General features: G+C 58.8%; 23 protein-coding genes. 10 read left to right on the top strand and 13 right to left on the bottom strand.

Annotation, left to right across the window (positions count from 1 at the left end; all coding sequences use genetic code 11):
- Nucleotides 1-54: 54 nt before the first annotated feature.
- Genes ACI0FG_RS05675 through ACI0FG_RS05660 form a run of 4 tightly spaced genes read right to left on the bottom strand, consistent with a single transcriptional unit; the run spans nt 55 to nt 2344 of the window.
- The gene (locus ACI0FG_RS05675) at nt 55-432 is read right to left on the bottom strand and encodes a hypothetical protein (RefSeq protein WP_419787582.1); all 378 of its coding nucleotides are present in this window, start codon (nt 430-432) and stop codon (nt 55-57) included.
- Between the two features lie 33 nt (nt 433-465).
- Nucleotides 466-1236, bottom strand: a complete 771-nt coding sequence (gene folE2 / locus ACI0FG_RS05670; protein ID WP_419787581.1) for a GTP cyclohydrolase FolE2 — start codon at nt 1234-1236, stop codon at nt 466-468.
- The gene (gene nikR, locus ACI0FG_RS05665; RefSeq protein WP_419787580.1) at nt 1237-1656 is read right to left on the bottom strand and encodes a nickel-responsive transcriptional regulator NikR; all 420 of its coding nucleotides are present in this window, start codon (nt 1654-1656) and stop codon (nt 1237-1239) included.
- Between the two features lie 10 nt (nt 1657-1666).
- Nucleotides 1667-2344 (bottom strand): class I SAM-dependent methyltransferase, encoded by a 678-nt coding sequence (locus ACI0FG_RS05660; protein ID WP_419787579.1) that lies wholly within the window; start codon nt 2342-2344, stop codon nt 1667-1669.
- A 310-nt stretch (nt 2345-2654) separates the two neighbouring features.
- Here ACI0FG_RS05660 and gcvH point away from each other — a divergent pair, with 310 nt between their 5' ends.
- The 6 genes from gcvH to ACI0FG_RS05630 all read left to right on the top strand — a co-directional run bounded on the left by gcvH (nt 2655) and on the right by ACI0FG_RS05630 (nt 8146).
- The gene (gene gcvH, locus ACI0FG_RS05655) at nt 2655-3035 is read left to right on the top strand and encodes a glycine cleavage system protein GcvH (RefSeq protein ID WP_419787578.1); all 381 of its coding nucleotides are present in this window, start codon (nt 2655-2657) and stop codon (nt 3033-3035) included.
- A gap of 75 nt (nt 3036-3110) precedes the next feature.
- Nucleotides 3111-4445: an aminomethyl-transferring glycine dehydrogenase subunit GcvPA gene (gene gcvPA / locus ACI0FG_RS05650; RefSeq protein WP_419787577.1), complete on the top strand. Its 1335-nt coding sequence runs from the start codon at nt 3111-3113 to the stop codon at nt 4443-4445.
- The gene (gcvPB, locus tag ACI0FG_RS05645; protein ID WP_419787576.1) at nt 4442-5884 is read left to right on the top strand and encodes an aminomethyl-transferring glycine dehydrogenase subunit GcvPB; all 1443 of its coding nucleotides are present in this window, start codon (nt 4442-4444) and stop codon (nt 5882-5884) included. The genes gcvPA and gcvPB overlap by 4 nt, the downstream gene beginning before the upstream one ends.
- Complete coding sequence (locus tag ACI0FG_RS05640) at nt 5874-7235, top strand: dihydrolipoyl dehydrogenase family protein (RefSeq protein WP_419787575.1); 1362 nt, start codon at nt 5874-5876, stop codon at nt 7233-7235. The genes gcvPB and ACI0FG_RS05640 overlap by 11 nt, the downstream gene beginning before the upstream one ends.
- A gap of 3 nt (nt 7236-7238) precedes the next feature.
- Nucleotides 7239-7709 carry an HAD family hydrolase gene (locus ACI0FG_RS05635; protein WP_419787574.1) on the top strand — a complete coding sequence of 157 codons (471 nt, stop codon included), beginning with the start codon at nt 7239-7241 and terminating at the stop codon, nt 7707-7709.
- The gene (locus ACI0FG_RS05630) at nt 7706-8146 is read left to right on the top strand and encodes a YhcH/YjgK/YiaL family protein (RefSeq protein WP_419787573.1); all 441 of its coding nucleotides are present in this window, start codon (nt 7706-7708) and stop codon (nt 8144-8146) included. Before ACI0FG_RS05635 ends, ACI0FG_RS05630 begins: the two co-directional genes overlap by 4 nt.
- 81 nt (nt 8147-8227) lie before the next feature.
- Here ACI0FG_RS05630 and map read toward each other — a convergent pair whose 3' ends face one another.
- The 3 genes from map to ACI0FG_RS05615 all read right to left on the bottom strand — a co-directional run bounded on the left by map (nt 8228) and on the right by ACI0FG_RS05615 (nt 11214).
- Entirely contained in the window at nt 8228-9103 is an 876-nt protein-coding gene (gene map, locus ACI0FG_RS05625) for a type I methionyl aminopeptidase (RefSeq protein WP_419787572.1), read from the bottom strand.
- A gap of 273 nt (nt 9104-9376) precedes the next feature.
- Nucleotides 9377-10693, bottom strand: a complete 1317-nt coding sequence (locus ACI0FG_RS05620; RefSeq protein ID WP_419787571.1) for a serine dehydratase subunit alpha family protein — start codon at nt 10691-10693, stop codon at nt 9377-9379.
- A complete protein-coding gene (locus ACI0FG_RS05615; RefSeq protein ID WP_419787570.1) occupies nt 10693-11214 on the bottom strand; it encodes a hypothetical protein in 522 nt (173 codons plus the stop codon). The genes ACI0FG_RS05620 and ACI0FG_RS05615 overlap by 1 nt, the downstream gene beginning before the upstream one ends.
- Nucleotides 11215-11384: 170 nt before the next feature.
- Between ACI0FG_RS05615 and ACI0FG_RS05610 the strand changes: the two genes are divergently transcribed.
- The 4 genes from ACI0FG_RS05610 to ACI0FG_RS05595 all read left to right on the top strand — a co-directional run bounded on the left by ACI0FG_RS05610 (nt 11385) and on the right by ACI0FG_RS05595 (nt 14595).
- Nucleotides 11385-13136 (top strand): chloride channel protein, encoded by a 1752-nt coding sequence (locus ACI0FG_RS05610; protein ID WP_419787569.1) that lies wholly within the window; start codon nt 11385-11387, stop codon nt 13134-13136.
- A gap of 82 nt (nt 13137-13218) precedes the next feature.
- Entirely contained in the window at nt 13219-13737 is a 519-nt protein-coding gene (locus ACI0FG_RS05605; RefSeq protein ID WP_419787568.1) for a hypothetical protein, read from the top strand.
- 73 nt (nt 13738-13810) lie between these two features.
- Nucleotides 13811-14170, top strand: a complete 360-nt coding sequence (locus ACI0FG_RS05600) for an IS5 family transposase (RefSeq protein WP_419787567.1) — start codon at nt 13811-13813, stop codon at nt 14168-14170.
- Nucleotides 14110-14595: an IS5 family transposase gene (locus ACI0FG_RS05595; protein WP_419788362.1), complete on the top strand. Its 486-nt coding sequence runs from the start codon at nt 14110-14112 to the stop codon at nt 14593-14595. The genes ACI0FG_RS05600 and ACI0FG_RS05595 overlap by 61 nt, the downstream gene beginning before the upstream one ends.
- Before the next feature lie 46 nt (nt 14596-14641).
- Here ACI0FG_RS05595 and ACI0FG_RS05590 read toward each other — a convergent pair whose 3' ends face one another.
- The 6 genes from ACI0FG_RS05590 to fusA all read right to left on the bottom strand — a co-directional run bounded on the left by ACI0FG_RS05590 (nt 14642) and on the right by fusA (nt 20798).
- On the bottom strand, nt 14642-15100 hold the full coding sequence (locus tag ACI0FG_RS05590; RefSeq protein WP_419787566.1) for a GNAT family N-acetyltransferase: 459 nt from the start codon (nt 15098-15100) through the stop codon (nt 14642-14644).
- A 6-nt stretch (nt 15101-15106) separates the two neighbouring features.
- Nucleotides 15107-15574 carry a hypothetical protein gene (locus ACI0FG_RS05585; protein WP_419787565.1) on the bottom strand — a complete coding sequence of 156 codons (468 nt, stop codon included), beginning with the start codon at nt 15572-15574 and terminating at the stop codon, nt 15107-15109.
- A gap of 80 nt (nt 15575-15654) precedes the next feature.
- On the bottom strand, nt 15655-16122 hold the full coding sequence (locus ACI0FG_RS05580; RefSeq protein WP_419787564.1) for a hypothetical protein: 468 nt from the start codon (nt 16120-16122) through the stop codon (nt 15655-15657).
- A gap of 80 nt (nt 16123-16202) precedes the next feature.
- Nucleotides 16203-17858, bottom strand: a complete 1656-nt coding sequence (locus tag ACI0FG_RS05575; RefSeq protein ID WP_419787563.1) for a ribonuclease J — start codon at nt 17856-17858, stop codon at nt 16203-16205.
- On the bottom strand, nt 17859-18584 hold the full coding sequence (locus tag ACI0FG_RS05570) for a lysophospholipid acyltransferase family protein (RefSeq protein ID WP_419787562.1): 726 nt from the start codon (nt 18582-18584) through the stop codon (nt 17859-17861). It lies immediately after the preceding gene.
- Nucleotides 18585-18737: 153 nt separating this feature from the next.
- On the bottom strand, nt 18738-20798 hold the full coding sequence (fusA, locus tag ACI0FG_RS05565) for an elongation factor G (protein ID WP_419787561.1): 2061 nt from the start codon (nt 20796-20798) through the stop codon (nt 18738-18740).
- Nucleotides 20799-21053: the final 255 nt, after the last annotated feature.

Raw genomic sequence — 21053 nt, 5'->3', positions numbered from 1 at the left:
AAAGGGAAATACCTGATGTCAAATTACCCGGTTTCGGCCCCAGGTGCAACCCGGCTAAAAAATGACCTTGCCGGGCCAAGCCAGAATGAAGGCGCTGCCGCCGTGAAACAGCTTGAGGGAAAGGGCCTTCAGCTCCTTGCTGATGTCCTTGTCCGCACCGATGATGAAGGCGACGTTCTCTTTTTCATTGACCTTGCTGTCCTTCAGCGAACCGCCTTGGCAGGGGCCAAGCTCGGTGAAGCCACCGGCCAGCTTGAGCACTTCCTTCTTGAATTCGAGCACGGCGGAAGAAGCGTCGCCGCCGTCCGGGAGCACAGCGGGTACAACGACAAAATGCACCATGAACGGCTGCTGTCCGGCAGCCGACGCAGGCGAGGCCATGAGGCCAAAGAGCAGCAAAAGGCCAAAGACACAGGGGACTAGACGCGACATTGTTCGCTCCTATTGTTGCCCGGCCGATTTGCCCTAATCGTTGCTTTCAATCACGGCAAAGGCCGAATGATTGTGGATGGACTCGAAGCTCTCCACCTCCACCCTGTACCAGGTGACCTGCGGATGATTTTCCAACCCATCCGCTGCGGCACGAACCACATCTTCCACAAAGGTGGGATGGGCAAAGGCCGTCTCGGTGACATACTTCTCGTCCTCCCGCTTGAGCAGGGAATAGACCGGACACGAGCCGGACCTCTCGCCTATCTCAATGAGATCCTCCAGCCAAAGAAAACCGGTGAAACGGGTGAGGATACGGACCTGGGCCCGCTGCGAGTGGGCCCCCTCCTCCGAAATGGCCTTGGAGCAGGGACAGACCGTCATGACGGGGACATCCGCCCCCAGCGTAAAGGTCAGCTTGCCGTGTTCCAGCACGCCGTCCACCCGGCAGGTATAGTCCATGACGCCGCCGGTGCCGCTCACCGGGGAACGCCGGTTCAGAAAATAGGGAAACACGAAGCTGGCATGGGCGCTGCGCGCCTCCAGGCGGCTGACGATATCACCCAGCAATGCGAGAAAGGAGTTGTAGTCCAACTCGCCGGACCAATGTTCCAGAGCCTCCAGAAAACGGCTCATGTGCGTGCCCTTGAACCTCGCGGGCAGGTCAACGGACAGGGAAACCTCGGCCACGGTATGCTGCATCCCGGCCCCTCGCTCGCGGATGACGAGCGGCACTTTGAGGCCTTTGACGCCCACCCTGTCGATGGGCATGGCGATCTCCGCCTGATGCTTCTGTACGTCTTCCATCTAAATCAAATCCTTCCCGGTAGTTGTCAGTGTCAGGTGGCCGTGTTTGACCCCTTTGGTGGAGATGAGCTTCTGGCCCAGTTCCTTGATGGTATTCGCATCCCCCTTGAGGATGATGACCTCCAGACAATTGGAATGGTCCAGATGGACATGCAGGGAGGACTGGATGACGTCATGGGAATCGTGCTGAATCTCAGTCAGTTTTTGGGAAAGCCCGGACTTGTGGTGGTCATAGACCAGGGTCAGGGTCCCGGCCAGGTCGCCTTCGGCCTGCTCCCATTCCCGCTGCACCAATGTGTTCCGGATGAGATCCCGAATGGCTTCGGAGCGGGTCTGGTAGCTGCGCTCATTGCAGAGCTGGTCGAATTTGTCCAGTAATTCAGAGTCCAGGGAAACGCCGAATCGGATAGTCTTGCCCATTATTGTCCTCCTATTCCGGGAGCCTGAGCTCCCACAGGTTCACCGTTGCGTTCTGGCCGCACAGGGCGACCTTTTCCACGGTCAGCTTTTCTGCAGAAAATCCTTGCTCGCGCACCAGGTCCCACACGGGACGCGATACCGTGCGCACCGGCTCGCCGATCCAGATTCTGCCGCCGGGTGCCAAGGCATGGCGGAAGAGCCGGATGAGCGGATCAAAAAATCGTTTTTCATAAAGGACATCCCCTCCCCACATGAAGTCGAACGCACCGGGCTTGAGTGCGGGTTGCCGCCAGTCCATGCACATCCACAGGGGCTGATCCACCTGGTTCAGGTACGCATTGTGCCGGGCAAACCGAAGGGCCTGCCACTCGTAGTCAAAGGCAACGACATGTGCCCCCACCGCTGCGGCTGCCATGCCGGTAAGCCCCAGCCCACACCCGATATCCAGGCAGGGGCGCCCCGCCAGCTCCGACCCCATCCGCCGAATCTGGCGGGCCAGGAGCACACTGGCGGGCCAGACCTCGGCCCAGTAGGGCAACCGTTCGTCCTCACCCAGGTCGTCCTCGTCCATGGCATCCCAAAGGGCCTCCATGTCCGCGGCACGGTCCAGCAACCAAATTCGTTCGGCCGCCTCCACCGTAACCCGGGAACCGGGGGTAAGCTGATCTTCCTTAATTTCGTCACTCATATACACCGAATGAAATACCCTTCGGCTGTGTTATCGTCAACATAACTGGTAATACCCTTAGCACCACTTATTCTATTTTAGTATAACTATTTGTATAGAAACAGGTGAATGCCATACGGCATTTCCTGAAATTTCCGGGGAACATCACAATCATTACGTCAAAAAAGTGACACCTTAATGCCGTTGTTTGCCACCGGCTTAAAATTCAGCGGGAAGTGTCATTTTTTTTACTATTTCCAAGATTTTTCTCCCGTGTTAAACACGGTTCTAACAATCCGCAAATTACTGCTTTACACCCTAAGGAGAGAATATGATTCCCGAAGATCTCAAGTATGCAAAATCCCACGAATGGTGCAAAATCGAAGGCGATGTCGCCACTGTCGGCATCACCCATTTTGCCCAGGAGCAGTTGGGTGATTTGACCTTTGTGGAACTGCCCGAGGTGGGCGAAATTTTCGAGGCCGGAGCAGAGATGGGTTCCGTGGAATCCGTCAAGGCAGCCAGTGAAATCTATTCCCCGGTATCCGGTGAGGTCATCAATGTGAACGGCGACCTGGAAGACGCACCGGAGAAGGTCAACGAAGACCCCTACGGCGCGGGGTGGATGCTGAAATTCAAATTATCGTCCGAGCCCGACGGCCTTTTGGACGCCGCCGCCTACACCGCACTGGTCGAATCCGAAGGCCACTAGTTCGAAACCACGGGCCGGGGCGAGAACGTTCCGGCCCTCTTCTTTTCATCACCGCCAAGCAAGGCAGGTAATCCAATGCCCTACGTTCCCCATACCGAAACAGAGGTCCGGGAAATGCTCGCGGCCATCGGCGTGGAGTCCATCGACGATCTGTTCGCCGAAATCTCCGCCGACATGCGCCCCGCAAGCTTCGACCTTCCCGAGGGACTGAGCGAAATGGAGGTTCTCTCCAAACTCGAATCCATGGCCTCCCACAATGCGACCGACCGCGTCAGCTTCCTCGGCGCAGGCTTCTATGACCACTACATCCCCGCCGCCGTGGACGCACTGACGATGCGCGGCGAGTTCTACACCGCCTATACTCCGTACCAGCCCGAGGCATCGCAGGGCACCCTGCAGGCGATCTTCGAATACCAGACCGCCGTTACCCGGCTGCTGGGCATGGAGTGCGCCAACGCCAGCGTCTACGACGGCGGCACCGCGCTCTATGAAGCAGCCATGATGGCCGTGCGCAAGACCAAGCGGCGCAAGATCGTGGTCTCCGAGGCGCTGAACCCCATCTACCGCGTCATGCTGGATTCCTACACCTCCAACCTGGATGTGGAGTTCGTCACTGTGCCGCACAAGAACGGCATGACCGACATGGAAGGCCTCAAGGCCGCAATCGACACCGACACCGCCGCCGTGCTGGTGCAGAACCCGAACTTCTTCGGCTCGGTCAACGACTTCACCGAACTCTTTGCCGCGGCCAAGGAGAAAAAGGCCGTTTCGGTCCTCTCCGCCTACCCGGTCATGGCCTCCCTGCTCAAAACGCCGGGTGCCATGGGCGCGGACGTGGCCGTGGCCGAAGGCCAGTCCCTGGGCCTGCCCCTCTCCTTCGGCGGTCCGTACCTGGGCATCATGACCTGCACCAAGGCCATGGTCCGCCAGATGCCCGGCCGCATCGTCGGCCGCACGCAGGATACCGAAGGCCGCACCGGCTACGTGCTCACCCTCCAGGCCCGCGAGCAGCACATCCGCCGCCAGAAGGCCACCTCGAACATCTGCTCCAACCAGTCGCTCTGCGCCCTGCGCGCCCTGGTCCATCTCTGCTCCCTGGGCGAGCTGGGCCTCAAACGCGCGGCACGGGTTTCCGTCGAGCGCGCCCATGTGTGCGCGGAACGGCTCACGGCCATCGACGGCGTGGAGATGCTGACCAAGGGGGCATTCGGCAACGAGTTCGCAATCACCTTGCCGGTCAACGCCTACGACGCCATCGCCAAGCTGGCGGCCCGGGGCTACATCCCCGGTTTCCCGCTGGGCCGGTACTACAAGGATCTGGAGAACGGCCTGCTGGTGGCCTGCACCGAAAAGACGAGCGAGGAGCAGATCGGCATCTTTGCCGAGATGCTCAAGGGAGCGCTGAAATGAAGACCATATTCCAAGAATCCGTCCCTGGACGCGAAGGCTGCTGGCCCTGCGAAGGCATGGCGGAAGAGGCATACATTCCCAAGGAACTGCTGCGCGACGGCGACATAGGCCTGCCCAGCGCAGGTGAGCTGGACGTGGTGCGCCACTTCACCCGGCTCTCCCAGCGCAACTACGGGGTGGACGGCAATTTCTATCCCCTGGGTTCGTGCACCATGAAGTACAACCCCAAGTTCACCGAGGTGGCGGCGGCCCTGCCCGGCTTCACCCGGCTGCACCCGGTCCTGCCCCAGCTCCAGGGCGCTGGCGGCCTGTGCCAGGGCGCGCTTGAGGTCATGTACGAGACCGAGCGCATGCTCTGCGAAATCACCGGCATGAACGCCTTCACCCTGCATCCCATGGCGGGCGCGCACGGCGAGCTGACCGGCGTCATGCTCATTGCCGCCTACCACAAGGACAAGGGCAACAAGAAGACCAAGATCATCGTTCCGGACTCCGCCCACGGCACCAACCCCGCCTCCGCCTCCATCGCCGGTTTCGATGTGGTTTCCATTCCGTCAAGCGACGGCATAGTGGACCCGGCGGCTCTGGCCGAAGTGCTGGACGACGAGGTGGCGGGCATGATGATGACCTGCCCCAATACCCTCGGCCTGTTCGAAAAGAACCTGCCCGAGATAGTCCGGATGCTGCACGAAAAGGACGCCCTGCTCTACTATGACGGCGCAAACCTGAACGCCATCATGGGCAAGATGCGCGTAGGCGACGTGGGCTTCGACGTGGTCCACCTCAACCTGCACAAGACCTTCGCCACCCCGCACGGCGGCGGCGGTCCCGGCTCCGGCCCGGTGGGCGTCTGTGAGAAACTGCTCCCCTACCTGCCCATCTCCCGCGTGGAGAAGCAGGAGGACGGCCGTTTCCGCCTCAACTACAACTACCCGAAATCCATCGGCTACGTGGCCCCGTTCTACGGCAACTTCGGCGTGGTGCTCAAGGCCTACGCCTACATGCTGCGCCTCGGCCGCACCGGCCTGATCCGCGCCACGGAGAACGCGGTCCTGTCCGCCAACTACATCCGCAAGCGTCTGGCCGACCACTACGAGGTGCCGTTCGACCGCATCTGCATGCACGAGTTCGTGGCCTCGGCCGAACCGCAGGCGGAAAAGGGCGTCCACGCCCTGGACATCGCCAAGGCACTGCTCGACAAGGGCTATCACGCCCCCACCATCTACTTCCCGCTCATCGTGCCCGAAGCTATCATGATCGAGCCCACCGAAACCGAGAACAAGGCCACCCTGGACGAGTTTATCGACGCGATGATCGAAATCGCCGAACGTGTGGACACCGATCCCGCCTCCCTGCAGGCGGCCCCGGTCACCCTGCCCGTGACCCGGCTGGACGAGACCCACGCCGCACGCGCCATGGAGCTGACTGATGACTTATGATGTCGTGGTGATCGGCGCAGGCCCCGGCGGATTTGATGCCGCTGTGGAGTGCGCCGGATACGGAATGAAAACCGCCCTGGTCGAAAAAGAGGACCTGGGCGGCACCTGCCTGAACCGAGGCTGCATCCCGACCAAATTCTGGCTCGGCGCAACCTCGGTTCTGGAAGAACTGAGCAGCCAGTCCCGGCTCAAAGTTGCCTCTGGTGAAGTGACAGTGGATTTCGCCGCCCTCCAGACCCGGATTCAGAAGCATCTGGCCGGGACCCGCAAGGCCATGGCCACCCAGCTCAAGCAGGCCGGTATCGAGCTCTTCACCGGCGAGGGGCACATGGCCGACGGCAAGGTGGTCGTAAACGGCGCGGACGGCGAGACCGTCCTGGAATACAAAAATCTGGTGGTGGCCACCGGCTCCAAGCCGACCTTCTTCCCAGGTCTGGAGCCCGACGGCGACTGCGTGCTCGACTCGACCATGTTTCTGACCCAGGAGACCATGCCCTCCTCACTCATCGTGGTGGGGGCGGGCTTCATCGGCCTTGAAATGGCCCAGGCAGCCCACCGCATGGGTGCGAAGGTCACCGTGGTGGACGCCATGGACCGCGTGGCTCCGCTGGAAGACCCCGAGGTCTCCAAGGCGCTGGCTTCGACCTTCAAGCGATGGAAGTGGGACATTCGCCTCTCCGAACGCGTGGCCGGTTGCACCACGGTGAACGGCAAGGCAGAGCTGACCCTGGACAACCGCGAAAAGATCACGGCGGACAAGATTCTCGTCGCCGTGGGACGCGGCCCGGTCACCGCCAACATCGGCCTGCGCAAGGCGGGCCTCGAACTCGAGTTCAACAAAGTCGTGGTCAACGAGTACTTGGAGGCAGCGCCCCACATCTACGCCATCGGCGATGCCAACGGCCACATTCAGCTGGCCCATGCGGCCTCCCATCAGGCCCACTATGTTGCCGCGCGCATCGCAGGCCACATGGAGGCTCCCTACGAGCCCGGCCCTGTGCCCAGCGTGCTGTACGGCGCGCCCGAGGTCATGCGCGTGGGATTGACCGAAAGCGAAGCCTTCCTTCATGACTTCGAAACCACTGCGACCTCCAAATCCATGCTGGCGGCCAACCCCATGGCCCAGGCCCACGCGGCCACCCAAGGGTTCGTCAAGGTCATCTGGTCCGCAGGCAAGGTGGTGGGCATCACCGCAGTCGGCCACGACGTGTCGCGACTGACCACCGGTGCCACCCTCATCGTCAAGGATGGATGGAGCGAAGAAGACATCCACAAGATCATGTTCGCCCACCCGTCGCTGGATGAAGCGTTGCTGGCGGCGTTGAAAAGCGAAAGGACAACGGTAAGTTAATATATGCGTATTGAAATTCCCGGCCTGGGAACCCTCGACCTGGAACACATTGTCTGCGATTACAACGGTACCATTGCGGAAAACGGGAAACTCATCCCCGGCGTTAAGGAGGCCCTGAACCGCCTGGCGGATTCAATGACCGTCCACGTCGTCACCGCCGACACGCGCGGCTCCGCAGCAAAGGAACTGGAAGGCGTGAACTGCGCCCTGACCATCATCGGACACGAGGACCAGAGCCGTGACAAATGCGACTTCGTGCGCAGTCTCGGCAGCAAAACGGTCATCGCCCTGGGCAATGGCCGCAATGATGAGGAGATGTTGCGCGAGGCATGTGTCGGCATCATACTTGTTCAGGCCGAAGGCGCATACACCCGCGCCCTGCTGGCCTCGGACATCGTCTGCCATTCCGTGCTGGACGCCATTGGCCTGTTCGAAGAACCGGTGCGGCTCGTCTCCGCCCTGAGGAACCAATGATTCTGGACATCCTGGAAAACGCCAACCGCTACGCCCACCTGCATCCGCGCCTTGCCACGGCCTTTGCCGTGCTCGGCCGGGCCGACCTGGACCACCTGCCCAACGGCAGGCTTGAACTCGATGGAGATGAGCTCTTTGCCGTGATCATGCGCATCCAGGGCAAGTCACCGGATGAGGCCAAGCTGGAAGTCCATGACCGATACATCGACCTGCACTACGTCATTGCGGGGACCGAGGAAATCGGCTGGAAGGCGCGCACCCGTCTGAACGGGCCTCCGGTTGAGACTGCCGACGACGCGGCCTTCCATGACGACGAACCGGACGTAACCACGCGGCTCACGCCCGGCACCTTTGCCATCCACTTCCCCGAAGACGCTCACCGGACAATGGTTTCACCGAGTGACATCCACAAGGTCGTGGTCAAAATCGCCCTGTAGACGGTTCCGGTAAAATTAAAACAAAAAAAAGGCGCTCCGCACAGAGCGCCTTTTTTTATTATCCATCCAATTAAACAAAACCTACAGATCAAACGGCGTCAGGCTCTCATAACCATCTTCGGTGATGACGAGGGTCTGCTCGAACTGGGCGGAAAGAGAGCCGTCCCTGGTCACGGCGGTCCAGTCGTCGTCGAGCACGCGTACCTCTTTTTTGCCGAGGTTAATCATTGGCTCTACGGTGAACACCATGCCGGGTACCAGCGGTACGTTGCCCCAGCGGGAACGGAAATGCGGGATATTGGGCAACGCGTGAAACTCGGTGCCCACGCCATGGCCCATGTACTCACGCACCACCGAGCATCCCTGCCCTTCGGCATAGGTCTGGATCGCGGAGGCGATGTCATTGACCATCTTGCCGGGCCGGGCCTGCTCCAGACCGAGGCGCAGGCTCTCCCGGGTCACATCGACGATCTTGCGCGCATCACGGGAGGGAGTGCCCACAAAGTAGGTCTGGTTGCAGTCTGCGTAATAGCCGTCGAGAATGGAGGTGATGTCGATATTTACGATATCCCCGTCCTTCAACGTATTCTCGCCGGGAATGCCGTGGCAGATAACCTCGTTGGGAGAAATGCACACACTCTTGGGAAAGCCGTTGTAGTTCAGCGGAGCCGGGATCGCCCCGTGGCTGACGGTGAACTCATGCACGGCCGTGTTGATGTCGTCGGTCCGCACACCGGGCTTGATCAGATCCTGGATGGCCTCGAAGGTCTCCAACACCAGCTTGCCGCAGCGGCGGATGCCTTCGATCTGCTCCGGGGTCTTCAGGCGGATCTTGTACTGTCTGTAGAATGTTTCAGCAAAATCGGGTTCTTTCTTTTCCAGGGTCATGCAGCATTTCTTGTACTTCTTTCCGCTGCCGCAGGGGCAGGGATCATTACGTCCTATCTTGGTATTCATCAAATCTTCCTGATATATATATTGGGCGGCTTTCTCTTCCGTCAGTGACGGTATGTTTACAAAAAGTGCGGCAATTGAAAAGCTTTCATGACGGGAAGAATTCATTTTATCGATAAAGGGAAAAAAAGAATGCCTCCGGCGGCTCAAGAATCTTTTTCAAAAGATTCTTGAGAATCTCCAAAACTTTTTATGCCGCTTCGCGGGAAGGAATAGCGCATAAAAAAGCCAGCCTCGGAATTGAGACTGGCTCATTCGTTTTAAAGCATAAAACGTTTAGACGTCGGTGAATTGTTTTTTAAGCATGATGTTCAGGATGGTCTTGTCGGTTTCGATCATGCCGTCCGTGGCCAGGGTACCCACGTTGCGCATGGTATCCTCGGAGGACTGGCCGATAATGCCGTCCGTGCTCATGACGTTGACCCCGTGCAGGGAGAAAAGCGCGGCCTGCACCGCCGTGCCAGCGGCAGTGGCGAGCTTGAGCGCGCACCCCGCCTTTGCACCGTCGCAGATGATGCCTGCGAGGTCTTCCAGCAGGTTCTTGATGGCTCCGGCAATGTGGTGGTCGTCCCCGCCGAGCAAAAAGGTGATACCCGCAGTCGCCCCGGCTCCGGCTGCCACGGAACAGCCGCAGATAGCGGAGAGCCTGCCGGTATGCGCCTTGATGTAGGCGGTGACGATATGCGAGAGGGCAATGGACTCCAACACGGTCTTGCGGTCCACGTTTTCAACGAAATCCTTCACTGCCCAGATGGGCAGAATGGCCGTCAGTCCGTGGTTACCCGACCCGGCGGAACTCATGGCCGGGAGCGGAATGCCGGACATACGCGCATCCGCCGCACCCGATGCGAGAATCCGCGCGGCCAGCATCATGTCCTTCTTTATCAGCCCCAAGCGGGAGAGGCGTTCCAACGTCTTGCCCACGCCCAGCCCCAGGCCGTATTTGAGGCCCTGCTCGGCCAGCCGCAGGTTGGTGTCCACTCCCTCCTGCAAAAAGGCGAAGTCCTCATCGTCCAACTGATCGGTCAGGGCCATAAGGTCGACAAGACTCAACCCCTTGAGCCATGCCTCCATGGCCACCAGCGGGCTTTCACCCTTTGCCCCGCCCTTGGCCAGCAGCGGACTGTCCACGTCCTCGCCGTTGAGCTTCAGAGAAACGATGTGATCGTGCAACCCCTCAATGACCGACTCGGCCACGTCGTCGCCGCGCCGGATCACGTTCTTGACATACAGGCCATGGCGATCCGCCAACAGGGTGACCTTCACCATCCCTGCCTTGCGCGCAGCTTCGGCCTGCTGCACATGCTCGGGCTTCACCGTGCGCAGCACTTCGAGCCGAAGGGCGGGGTCACCGCCGTAGGCCCCCAGGGCAGAGGCCATATCCAGGCCGCAGTGACCGCCGGTTCCGGGTATGGAAACAGCCAAAGCGTTCTTGTACACGTTGGGGTCCAGAGCGAGTTCGATGGAGTCAAACCCGTCGCCGGGCAACAGGGACATGGCGGCGGCCGCGCCCAGCGCGATGGCCACGGGCTCGGTACAGCCCAGGGCCGGCGCCACCTGTAGTTTCAGAACGTCCTTGACCGTAAACGACATTAGTGCCTCACTTTGCTTTTGGGACAGGTCTCGCTCAGGTAGCAGACCTCACACCCGCCAGTGTAGGGATATGGGGTCAGCACTGCATATTTGCGGTTGACCGTGCCCTCTTCATTCCAGGTAAGCCCCAGTTCCTCGAAGGCACCGAGCACGCCCTCGCCCGGCCGGGGCAGCGGCGCACACTGACCGTCGGCCAACTCGGGAACGAATCCCTGAGCCGCGCTCATGACCATGGTGATGGCCATGGCGTGAAAAAGCAATCCGCTGGTCGGGGAATCCTGCCAGATGCCTTCAATGGTATTCTCGGCATCCTCATCCAGAAAGAGCAACAGGAACTTGCCCTCGCCCTCGGGATTGACCAACTCGTATGCCTTGAGGCTCTCTACCGCCCATTTGTCCCAGAACGGTTCGAACTCCTCCATCATATCCTGATTTATACGTGTCTCCCCAGCGACTTCCATAAAGTACATGATGTCGAATTCCGGCATCGGTTCCAGGGGATTTATTTCATATTTGGCCATGCGTGTTCTCCTGCTAGCTGTGATTCGGAAGATGTGGATACCTGTTTTCCGCCCTGCGCTCAAGTGGAACGCACGCATTGCCAAGCCCGTCCCGATCTGGTTACTATGCACTTGCGGCAAAAGATTTTCGGGCCAACCACCCCGCCCCTACACTCATTCCCGGAGAACCGATGCCCGACAAAAAAATTCATATCCTGCTCGAACGCCTCATGCAGCCGAGCATCAAGAACCTGTTCCTGGCCATTTTCATCGGCATCCTCGCCGGTTATGGAGCCGTCCTCTTCAAGTACGTCCTCAAGCTTTCGCAGTGGGTGTTCTACCAACACACCGAAGACGTGCTGTTTTTTGCGGACCAGATTCCGCTCTGGATGAAAATCGTCATGCCCATGGTCGGAGGGCTCGTCGTCGGCCTCGTGGTCAGCTTCTTTGCCAGCGAGGCAAAAGGGCACGGCGTCCCTGAGGTCATCCAGGCCATCGCCATGCGCGGCGGGCGCATCCGCAAGCGCGTGGCCGCGGCCAAAATTTTCGCATCGGCCGTCACCATCGGCTCCGGCGGGTCGGTTGGCCGCGAAGGCCCCATGGTCCAGATCGGCGCGTCCATCGGTTCGTCCATAGGCCAGGTGTTCCGCGTGCCGCGCGGCCACATGCGGACCATGGTCGGCTGCGGCGCGGCGGCTGGCATTGCCGCCACCTTCAACGCGCCCATAGCGGGAGTGCTCTTTGCCCTGGAGATAATCATAGGCGATTTCGGACTGATGCAATTCTCGCCCGTGGTTCTTTCCTCGGTCATGGCCACTACCATTTCCCGATACTATTTCGGCGACTTCCCCTATTTCTCAATCCCCCAGTACTCCATCATCTCCCACTGGGAATTCTGCCTCTACCCGCTGCTTGGCATCTTCACCGGTCTGGTGGCGCTGGCCTTCACCAAGACGCTGTACAAATTCGAGGACTGGTTCGAGGCCATTCCGATCCCGGACTGGATCAAACCGGCCATCGGCGGCGGCCTGCTCGGCTGCACCTTCGCCGTTTTCCCGGAAGTGTTCGGCGTCGGCTATGGCGCCATGAACCGCGCCCTGGCCAACGAGATGGTTCTGCCCCTGCTCTTTGCCCTGATCTTCCTCAAGATTCTGGCCTCTTCCTTCACCCTCGGCTCCGGCGGTTCGGGCGGTATTTTCGCCCCGTCGCTGTTCATGGGCTGCATGGCGGGCGGTGCCTTCGGCGTGGTCGCCCACACCCTGTTCCCGGACCTGACGGCCACACCCGGCGCATACGCCCTGGTGGGCATGGGCGGACTGGTGGCAGGCACCACCTACGCGCCCATCACTGCCATCCTCATTATCTTCGAGATGTCGGGCACCTACTCCATCATCCTGCCGCTCATGCTGACCTGCATCACAGCAACGGTCATGAACTCGACCATATCCCGCGCCTCTATCTACACCACCAAGCTGCTCAAACGCGGCATCGATATCCAGTCCGGCCGGGGCGGGCACCTACTGCGCAACCTGCTGGTCAAGGAGGCCATGACGAGCCAAGTTGTATCCATCCCCGAGGCCGCGCCGCTTTCGCGCATCATCTGGACCTTCAAGAACGAAAACGCCCCCTATCTGCATGTGGTGGACAAGGACGGCAACCTGACCGGCATCATCTCCTTCCGCGATATCCGGACCGTCCTGGCGGAGCCGGATCTTCAGGATCTGGTCATTGCCTACGACCTGGGCACACGCGATCCCGTCACGGTCACCACGGACGACACGCTGGAGGCTGCCCTCGCCCGGCTGCACAAGAGCGGCGTTTCGCAATTGCCGGTTCTCTCCAGCGGCTCAAGGCGGACCCTGGTGGGGACCCTGACCGAGTCGGACATCAACGCCGCCTACGAATCAGCCGCCATACGCGACGAAATCATGGCCGGAAACTGACCTGTTTCCTCGGTTGTCGGCCGGGATACATTATGCTAAATGCGTGCCCTCAAACCGCGCAATTGCGCCAAGCGAGCCAAGCATGAACGATATCCGCATTTCCACCACCCTGTCTCTGGACGAAAAACAGCCCGAAGACGCCTACATCGACTTCAACCTATCGGTGGATGGGCAGTATCTGCATGAAATCAATGTCTACGTGGACCCGGTGGCCCTGGTGAACTCGGTTTCGCTGACAGGGGAATTCTTCATCTATACCTGCGACTGCGGCAACCCGGCGTGCCTGGGCATCGACGACGGCGTGCAGGTCTCCCACACCACGGATACCGTCAAATGGCGGCTCTCCAACCCCATCTCCTGGCCACCGGATGAACCCAAGCCGGACTGGAGTCACGAGGCGGAATTCATCTTCAGCCGGGAGAATTACGAGGAGCAGATTTCCACAGCACTGGAGCACGCCAAGCGGCTGGCCAAGGGCTACCGGACAAAAGGAATGCTCTGGGTAGGTCCCGACCTCAGCATAGAGGGGTTACTGGCTCTTGAAATGCCGCAATACGGAGGATACTTCGCGTCGGAGCCCGAAGGCCGGGCCATGCAATAGCCGCACGGCCTTCCCGGCTTAGGCCTTGTTAACAAAATAAATATGAGCCATAATCGCCTTAAAGGAGGCGACGATGGAACGCTTGTACTGTCTCAGCAATGAAGAGTTTGACTTGGTTGAAAACCTGATCAAAGAGGAGAAAAAGAAACAAGGAAGACCTCATAAAATAAGTGATCGCAATGCATTAGAGGCGGCACTCTATGTCATGCGTCAAGGATGTACGTGGCGTGCGCTTCCTAAAGAGTTTGGCCACTGGCTCGCGGTCTACATGAGGTACAAACGGTGGACCGAAAGAGGCCTTTGGTGGAAAATACTTCGTAAACTGCAAGATCTTAAACGCATCAAAATTGAAGTTGTCATGATCGACTCTAGCTGCATCCGAGCCCATCGCCACGCAGCAGGGGCAAGAAAAAAAGAGGCCCACAAGCGCTAGGCAGGTCGCATGGAGGCCACAGCAGCAAGATACATATTTTATGCAATAAATCTGGAGACCTGTTAGGGCTAAAGACGACGCCGGGACAAGCTAGCGATTACAAGGAAGCCTACAATCTGGCCTCGGCTAAAGAAATTGAAGGAGCAAAAGTATTTCTTGCAGACAAAGGGTATGACAGCAGGAGAATGCGTGACCTCGTTTCCGCCAGAGGGATGGAGGCTGTTATTCCGCCAAGAGCGATCCAGAAAGTGCAGTACAGCTACGATAAAACCAAATACAAAATGCGCAATAGGGTCGAAAGACTTATTGGTAAATATAAAGAAAACAGAAGAATAGCGACTAGATTTGATAAGCTGACTATGATGTATGAGGGGTTCATACTTCTTGCAGCTATCAAGGATACATTGAAACGAATATTTTGTTAACAAGGCCTAAGAAGGCTGGACTTACGTATGATCTTCAACGCCCGCTTTACGCGGGCGCTTTCCATTCCATAAGCAACTCAGGGTGCCCCGTGCCATCGTCCATACCTCGGCGCGCCACCACAAAGCCGTGCTTGCGATAAAATTCCAGAGCGGGTCCATTCTCCTCGTAGACGGAAAGCTCTATCCGCTCCCTGAGCGACTTGGCCTGAGCCAGCAAAAAACCGCCCAGCCCGCACCGCTGGCAATCCGGGCGCACAAACACGGCAGCCAGCCTGTCTCCAACCAGGGAACAGAATCCGGCCACCCCTTCCGCATCCTCCACCACCCAGTTTTCGGCCTGGGGCAGGTAGAGGTCGCGCATGGCCGAGCGATTGGCATCCCAATACCCGGCATCTATGAAATCATGCGCCGAGACGGATGCGGCATGCCAGATATCCACCATGGCATCCAGGTCGCTAACACCGGCCTTTCTTATACTGGTCCGAGAGATATCGATAGAATTCATTCAACCTCAAAAATACGCCAAGCCCTGAGGCGGCGTCTTGTCTTCGAAAAACAGTTCCACCCGTTCCCTGTCCCGGCCGCTGATCTTCAGCTCCGAAACATTCAGGCCCCCTCCCGCGCCGCCATACGTCTTGACAGCCCGGTCAATAAAATCCGCATCCACAAATGCGGCTCTGACCGTGACGACCGGTCCTTCCCAGGACACGGTAAGCGGCAATATAGGGTCACGCTCCGGCGCTCGGGTAATGAGGTTGCCGGTCCTGACCAAGGCCTCAACCACCTGATGGGGAAACATGCCGCCCAGACGGGCCAACTTTTCGGCAAAGGCAGGCATGACGGCCAGATAGTAGTATTGATCAATCTTGCAGGCCACGGACCGGCCCGGCAAATTGAGCATCCACGGTTCCTCGGCAAAGCCCTTGCCCAGTCCCTGCTGCAACCGTTCGACCCGCTCCGTAAAATCCGTCAGCGCCATGGCTCCTCCCTCGGCCGGTCCCAGTCAGGGGCCAGCCCGACTCGTCTCCCAAAGAAAAGGCCCCAAACGGGGCCTTTCATCTATTTCGGGTTGTAGTACTTTTCCATGTACTTCTGGTGCAATATCTTGTCGATTTCCTTGCGGAGCGCCTCGGTCTTTTCCGCCCCCACCTTGGGCTCCAGCTGCTTGAGCTTTTCTGGAAGGATCGTATCGCAGTAGGCGGCGCGTCCATACGTATTCAGATTGACCTGCTCATCGTGGTCAACGGAAAAACAGGCAATGACTTTTGTCGCGTAGTAATTCTTGTAGGCGGCGGCGAGATCGCCGCTTTTCTCCGCACAACTGCCTTCCAGATAGTAGGCCAGGCCGAGATCCAAAAGCCGCTGGGGATTCTGGATAGTGCTTTCCAAGTAAGGTTGGGCCTCGGCGCACTTGCCGTCCTTGACCAGAGAATGCCCGATAGCGACATCCGACTTGCTCATGGCACCACAGGCAGCCAGGACCAGGGAAAAACCCAGTAAGAGGGCACACGTCAGCAGATTTTTCATTATTTTACCTCGTAAATATGCACGTACAGTCCAGTCAGTATTTATTCATTTAACCGAAGAACCAGGGCAAGTCCAGAGACCTAGATGGAAATGACCAACGGAACGACCACCGGATCACGCCCCAGGACCTTTCGGAAAAATCGACGCAGGGCGGAACGGATGCGTTCCTTCAGTTTGGTGGTCTCACCGGGCATGATGTTTTCATGCACGTCGAGCACAATGCATTTGGCGTCGTCCAACAGGTGGCTGTACTGCTGCTCAAAGACGAATCCCTTGGACATGATGTCCGGGCCCATGGAGATTTCGCCCGACGCCTCGTCAACCACCAGAACCACGATGACCATGCCCTCTCCGGCGAGCAGATGGCGTTCCTTGAGCACGCTCTGGCCCACGTCGCCCACACCCTTGCCGTCCACCAGAATCCTCTCGGCGGAAAAGTGCGGCTCCATCCTGAAGGTACCGTCATCAAAGAAGGTCACGGGCTGCCCGTTTTCTATGAGCAGCGCACATTCGTCCTCCACCCCGCACTCCACGGCCAGCCGCCGGTGCTTGACCAGATGCCGGTACTCGCCGTGCACGGGGATGAAATATTCAGGACGCACCGTCTCCAGCATCAGGGTCAGTTCCCCTGCATGGGCGTGGCCCGATGCGTGGATTCCGTGCATCTTCTCGTAGAGTACTTCGGCTCCTAGACGGTAGAGGTTGTTGATGACCCGTGTGATGGCCCGGACATTGCCCGGAATAAACCGCGAGGAGAGGATGAACAGGTCCTCCGGCTTGACCGTGAGCTGCTTGTGCTCCCCCATGGCCATGCGCGAAAGCGCGGCCAGCGGTTCCCCCTGCGAACCGGTAACCAGCACCACCAGTTCGGAGTCGCCATACTCGTCCAGCCGGTCCAGTTCGATGAATGTCCCTTTGGGGATTTTGAGGTGCCCCATCTCGCGGGCAAGCTCTATGTTCCGCTGCATGCTCCGGCCCGAGACAGCCACTTTGCGGCCCTCGGCGTCGGCCAGATCAAAGACCTCCTGGATGCGCTGGATATGGCTGGAGAACAGGGAGACCAGGATGCGCCCCTTGGCGTTATTGAAAATCTCGCGCATGCTGACCTTGATCTCCCGCTCGGTCATGGCAAACCCTTCCCGCTCCACGTTGGTGGAGTCGGAAAGCATGAGCCGGACGCCCTTTTCCGAAAACTTGCGGAAGGCCCCCAAGTCGGTCGAATGACCGCCAAGCGGGTTGCGGTCGATCTTGAAATCGCCGGTATGAACGATACGGCCCACCGGTGTCTCAATGCCCAGCCCGAATCCTTCTATGATGGAGTGGCAGACCGGGAAGAAATTGAAGGTGAAATCGCCCAGCAGCAGCCGATCATAAGGACGCACGGGCCGCAGGTCCGCCCAGCGGTCCAGGTCGTGCTCCTTGAGCTTTCCCTCCACCAGAGCAAGGGTGAACTCGCTGCCGTAGACCGGCACGTCCAAGTTCTGGAGCAGCCAGGGCAGCGCGCCGATATGGTCCTCATGGCCATGGGTCAGCACAATGCCGCTGAGCAGCTGTTTGTTGCGGATCACGTAGTCGAAACAGGGAATGACCACATCCACGCCGAAATGATAGTCCTCCGGGAACATCAGCCCGCAGTCCACCAGACACATGGTCCGCTCCGTGCGGTAGGCCATGCAGTTCATGCCGATCTCGCCGAGACCTCCCAGCGGATAAAGACTGACGTAAGGTTCACCCATCTAGGCGTCCTTTGCCAGGAGTTCCCTGTACGCGGAGCTCATCATCTCGCGCAGGTCGTCCTTGAATTTCTCACGCTCCTTGAGGGTATAGCGGGAGGGATCGATAATGGGCAGCGCCTTGAACCGGACCACGGGACGATTGTCGATGATGAAATCGCCCTTGCCCATGACTTTGCCGGTATTGGTAATGACAAAGGGAACCACGGGCAGGCCGCACTTGAGGGCCAGGATCATGGCACCGATCTTGAATTCCATGAGGTCTTCAAGATGTGTATTGCGCGTGCCTTCCGGGAAAATGACCGGAGAAATTCCTTCCTTGGCGAACTCCACGGCCTCGTTCAGCGAAGCCATGGCCGCCCGGCGGTTGTCCCGATCAATGCAGATATGTCCGGCATGGGCCAGCGCCTTGCCGTAAATCGGGATCTCGAACAGGGATTTCTTGGCCACAAAACGAATGCGGTTGGCCTTCAGGACCTTGAACAGAACCGGGATATCGAGATTGGACTGGTGGTTGCCGATGAACACGTAGTGTCCGCCCGGCTTGATCTCCCCCATGTCTACATCAAGGCTGACGCCGGAAAGGGACACGGCAGCCGCGCCCCACTTGAGGCCCCAGCGGTCATATTCCTCCGGGGTACATTCGTCCTTGTTCACCCTGAGCATCTTCAGGCTGTACCAAATGGTTACCGGAATGAGCAGGATGATGAAAAAAAACCGTTTAAACATGAAAATTCCCTGTTGTTGTATTCGAATTGAGTAAACCAATTCTTGCCGCGAAACAACCCGATTGTGGAATATACCCCCCGCCAGCATAGTGAAATTGCAAAAAAAAAGGGCGACGAGTATCCCCGCCGCCCCATGTACGTTCTCTTGAGCAGGCTAACTCGCCTCTTCCACCTTCTTGTGGGCGGCAATGACCTTTTCCGCTTCCTGCGGCGGGCATTCCTCGTAGGAGGCGAACTCCATGAAGAAGGTGCCCTGACCAGCGGTCATGGAATTGAGGTCCGGCGCGTACTTGAGCATCTCCGCCATGGGTACGTGTGCCCGCACCTCGGTCAGTCCCGCCGTGGAGTCGGAGCCGAGCACCTTGCCCCGGCGGGAGGAGAGGTCGCCGATGACGTCGCCCATGTAGGCGTCGGGCACGGCCACGGTGACCAGCATGATCGGTTCGAGCAGCGCCAGCTTGCCCGCTTCGCACGCCTTCTTGAAGGCCAGGGAACCGGCCACTTTGAAGGCCATTTCCGAGGAGTCCACGGAATGGTAGCTGCCGTCGTACAGGGTCACCTTGAAGTCGATGACCGGGAATCCGGCAAGCACGCCTCGCGCGGCGGCCTCCTGAATGCCCTTGTCCACCGCAGGGATGAACTGGCGCGGAATGGAACCGCCGACGATGGCATCAACGAACTCGTAGCCTTCGCCGGAGCCCTTGGGCTCGACGTGAATCCAGCAGTCACCGAACTGGCCACGACCGCCGGACTGTTTCTTGTGGCGGCCCTGCACCTCGCGGGCACCTGCCTTGAAGGTTTCGCGATACGGCACCTTGGGCGTCTTGAGCACGATATCGGTCTTGTAGCGGCGCCTGGCCTTGTCCACGGAGACCTCAATGTGGTTCTGTCCCATGCCGGAGAGCAGGATATCGCCGGTCTCCTCGTCACGGGAGAGGGTCAGGGTGATGTCCTCTTCCAGCAGTTTGGCCACGGCGGAGTAGACCTTGTCCTCTTCACCCTTCTCCTTGGGAGCCAAGGCGAAGGTGATGAGCTGCGGCGAGATTGCCGGTTTCTCCAGCTTGAATTCACCACTTTCCACCAGAGTGCTGCCGGTGGGCGTATTCTTGAGCTTGGCCAGGGTCACGATGGAACCCGGGCCCATGGCGCCTGGGGCCTTTGCCTGCTCCTTGCCGTTCATGAGCAGCAACTGGCCCACACGTTCCTTCTCGCCGTTACTGGCATTGACGAGTTGGGAATCGGGCTTGAGTTCGCCGGAAAGGACGCGGACCACGGTCAGCTGCCCGGCAAAAGGATCGGCCATGGTCTTGAAGACGAAACAGGCCAGGGGCTCGTCCGGAGAGCTTGCACGCTCTTCGTCCTCGCCCTGCCACGGTTTGTGATCCAGCGGGCTGGGCAACAGGTTCTGAACCGTGTCCAGAATCATCTGACCGCCCTGGTTGTTCAACGCCGAGGCGATGACAACGGGCACCAGCTCGCCGGAGGCGACACCGGCCTGCAATCCCTGAATGAGCTGTTCGGGCGTCAGTTCGCCCTCTTCAAAATACTTCTCCATAAGCTCTTCATCGGACTCGGCCACGTTCTCAATCATGGCTTCGCGAATGGCCTCCACCTCGTCCGCGATGTCCGCAGGGATATCACCCTCCGTCACTTCGCCATCCTCGGCAAACAGCAGTGCCTTGTTGGCGAGCATGTCCACCACGCCCTTGAAGTCTTCCTTGGAACCTATGGGATAATAGAGCAACGCGGGGCGGGCTCCGAGAGCCTCGGAGATGCCTTCGAAGGCGAGGTCGAAATCGGCCCGGTCACGGTCCATCTTGTTGATGACCACTATGGCGGGTAGTTCCATTTCCTTGACCTTGGACCATATCTTGCGGGTCAGCGGCTTGACGCCGTCCACAGCATCAATGACCAGCACTGCGGCGTCCGCTGCGGTCAGGGGATAGGAGAGGTCTCCGGCGAAGTTGGAATCACCGGGAGTATCGATCAGAAAATGGTCGTTCTTTTTCCACTTATAGCTGGCCAGCCCCGGCTGCGTGGAACCGCGGCGCTTTATTTCCTCAGGCTCATAATCAAGGACGGTGCTCCCCTCCTCGACCTTACCGAGACGGTTGATGACGCCGGTCTTGAAAAGCAGCATTTCCGCAACGCTGGTCTTGCCGCTTCCGCCGTGACCGACGAGGGCGTACGTCCTCTGGTTTTTCAGGTCAGCCATTGTCTACTCCAGTCTATTTATGGGTTTTAAAGCATGATTTCGGGGCCCTCCGATCCCGAAGGATCATGCGCACTTGGTTTTTCACAGGATTAGACCTATAGGAAGAGCAACGCGAGATTGTCAAGGGGGGTAAGCCACAAACATCGGCGTCTCAACCCGCCGCAATTATTACGAAAATGTCGTAAAATCGGGCAAACTTGACAATAAATCAAATAAATACAGAATATTACAACGTTACAAACTTACTCCCGCATG

Source organism: Pseudodesulfovibrio sp. 7M6, from assembly GCF_050058625.1.
Taxonomy (GTDB): domain Bacteria; phylum Desulfobacterota; class Desulfovibrionia; order Desulfovibrionales; family Desulfovibrionaceae; genus Pseudodesulfovibrio; species Pseudodesulfovibrio salinus.
The sequence above is the reverse complement of the archived record's forward strand: the minus strand, read 5'-3'. Positions and strand labels throughout refer to the sequence as shown.

Coding starts and splice junctions, on each gene's coding strand:
- ACI0FG_RS05575 (WP_419787563.1), bottom strand. CDS start 17,858: ATGGGTGAACCTTACGTCAGTCTTTATCCGCTGGGAGGTCTCGGCGAG.
- ACI0FG_RS05615 (WP_419787570.1), bottom strand. CDS start 11,214: ATGGCCAAATATGAAATAAATCCCCTGGAACCGATGCCGGAATTCGAC.
- ACI0FG_RS05660 (WP_419787579.1), bottom strand. CDS start 2,344: ATGAGTGACGAAATTAAGGAAGATCAGCTTACCCCCGGTTCCCGGGTT.
- ACI0FG_RS05630 (WP_419787573.1), top strand. CDS start 7,706: ATGATTCTGGACATCCTGGAAAACGCCAACCGCTACGCCCACCTGCAT.
- ACI0FG_RS05585 (WP_419787565.1), bottom strand. CDS start 15,574: ATGGCGCTGACGGATTTTACGGAGCGGGTCGAACGGTTGCAGCAGGGA.
- folE2 (WP_419787581.1), bottom strand. CDS start 1,236: ATGGAAGACGTACAGAAGCATCAGGCGGAGATCGCCATGCCCATCGAC.
- ACI0FG_RS05620 (WP_419787571.1), bottom strand. CDS start 10,693: ATGTCGTTTACGGTCAAGGACGTTCTGAAACTACAGGTGGCGCCGGCC.
- ACI0FG_RS05580 (WP_419787564.1), bottom strand. CDS start 16,122: ATGAAAAATCTGCTGACGTGTGCCCTCTTACTGGGTTTTTCCCTGGTC.
- ACI0FG_RS05570 (WP_419787562.1), bottom strand. CDS start 18,584: ATGTTTAAACGGTTTTTTTTCATCATCCTGCTCATTCCGGTAACCATT.
- ACI0FG_RS05635 (WP_419787574.1), top strand. CDS start 7,239: ATGCGTATTGAAATTCCCGGCCTGGGAACCCTCGACCTGGAACACATT.
- gcvPA (WP_419787577.1), top strand. CDS start 3,111: ATGCCCTACGTTCCCCATACCGAAACAGAGGTCCGGGAAATGCTCGCG.
- ACI0FG_RS05590 (WP_419787566.1), bottom strand. CDS start 15,100: ATGAATTCTATCGATATCTCTCGGACCAGTATAAGAAAGGCCGGTGTT.
- nikR (WP_419787580.1), bottom strand. CDS start 1,656: ATGGGCAAGACTATCCGATTCGGCGTTTCCCTGGACTCTGAATTACTG.
- map (WP_419787572.1), bottom strand. CDS start 9,103: ATGAATACCAAGATAGGACGTAATGATCCCTGCCCCTGCGGCAGCGGA.
- ACI0FG_RS05610 (WP_419787569.1), top strand. CDS start 11,385: ATGCCCGACAAAAAAATTCATATCCTGCTCGAACGCCTCATGCAGCCG.
- ACI0FG_RS05605 (WP_419787568.1), top strand. CDS start 13,219: ATGAACGATATCCGCATTTCCACCACCCTGTCTCTGGACGAAAAACAG.
- fusA (WP_419787561.1), bottom strand. CDS start 20,798: ATGGCTGACCTGAAAAACCAGAGGACGTACGCCCTCGTCGGTCACGGC.
- gcvPB (WP_419787576.1), top strand. CDS start 4,442: ATGAAGACCATATTCCAAGAATCCGTCCCTGGACGCGAAGGCTGCTGG.
- gcvH (WP_419787578.1), top strand. CDS start 2,655: ATGATTCCCGAAGATCTCAAGTATGCAAAATCCCACGAATGGTGCAAA.
- ACI0FG_RS05600 (WP_419787567.1), top strand. CDS start 13,811: ATGGAACGCTTGTACTGTCTCAGCAATGAAGAGTTTGACTTGGTTGAA.
- ACI0FG_RS05640 (WP_419787575.1), top strand. CDS start 5,874: ATGACTTATGATGTCGTGGTGATCGGCGCAGGCCCCGGCGGATTTGAT.
- ACI0FG_RS05675 (WP_419787582.1), bottom strand. CDS start 432: ATGTCGCGTCTAGTCCCCTGTGTCTTTGGCCTTTTGCTGCTCTTTGGC.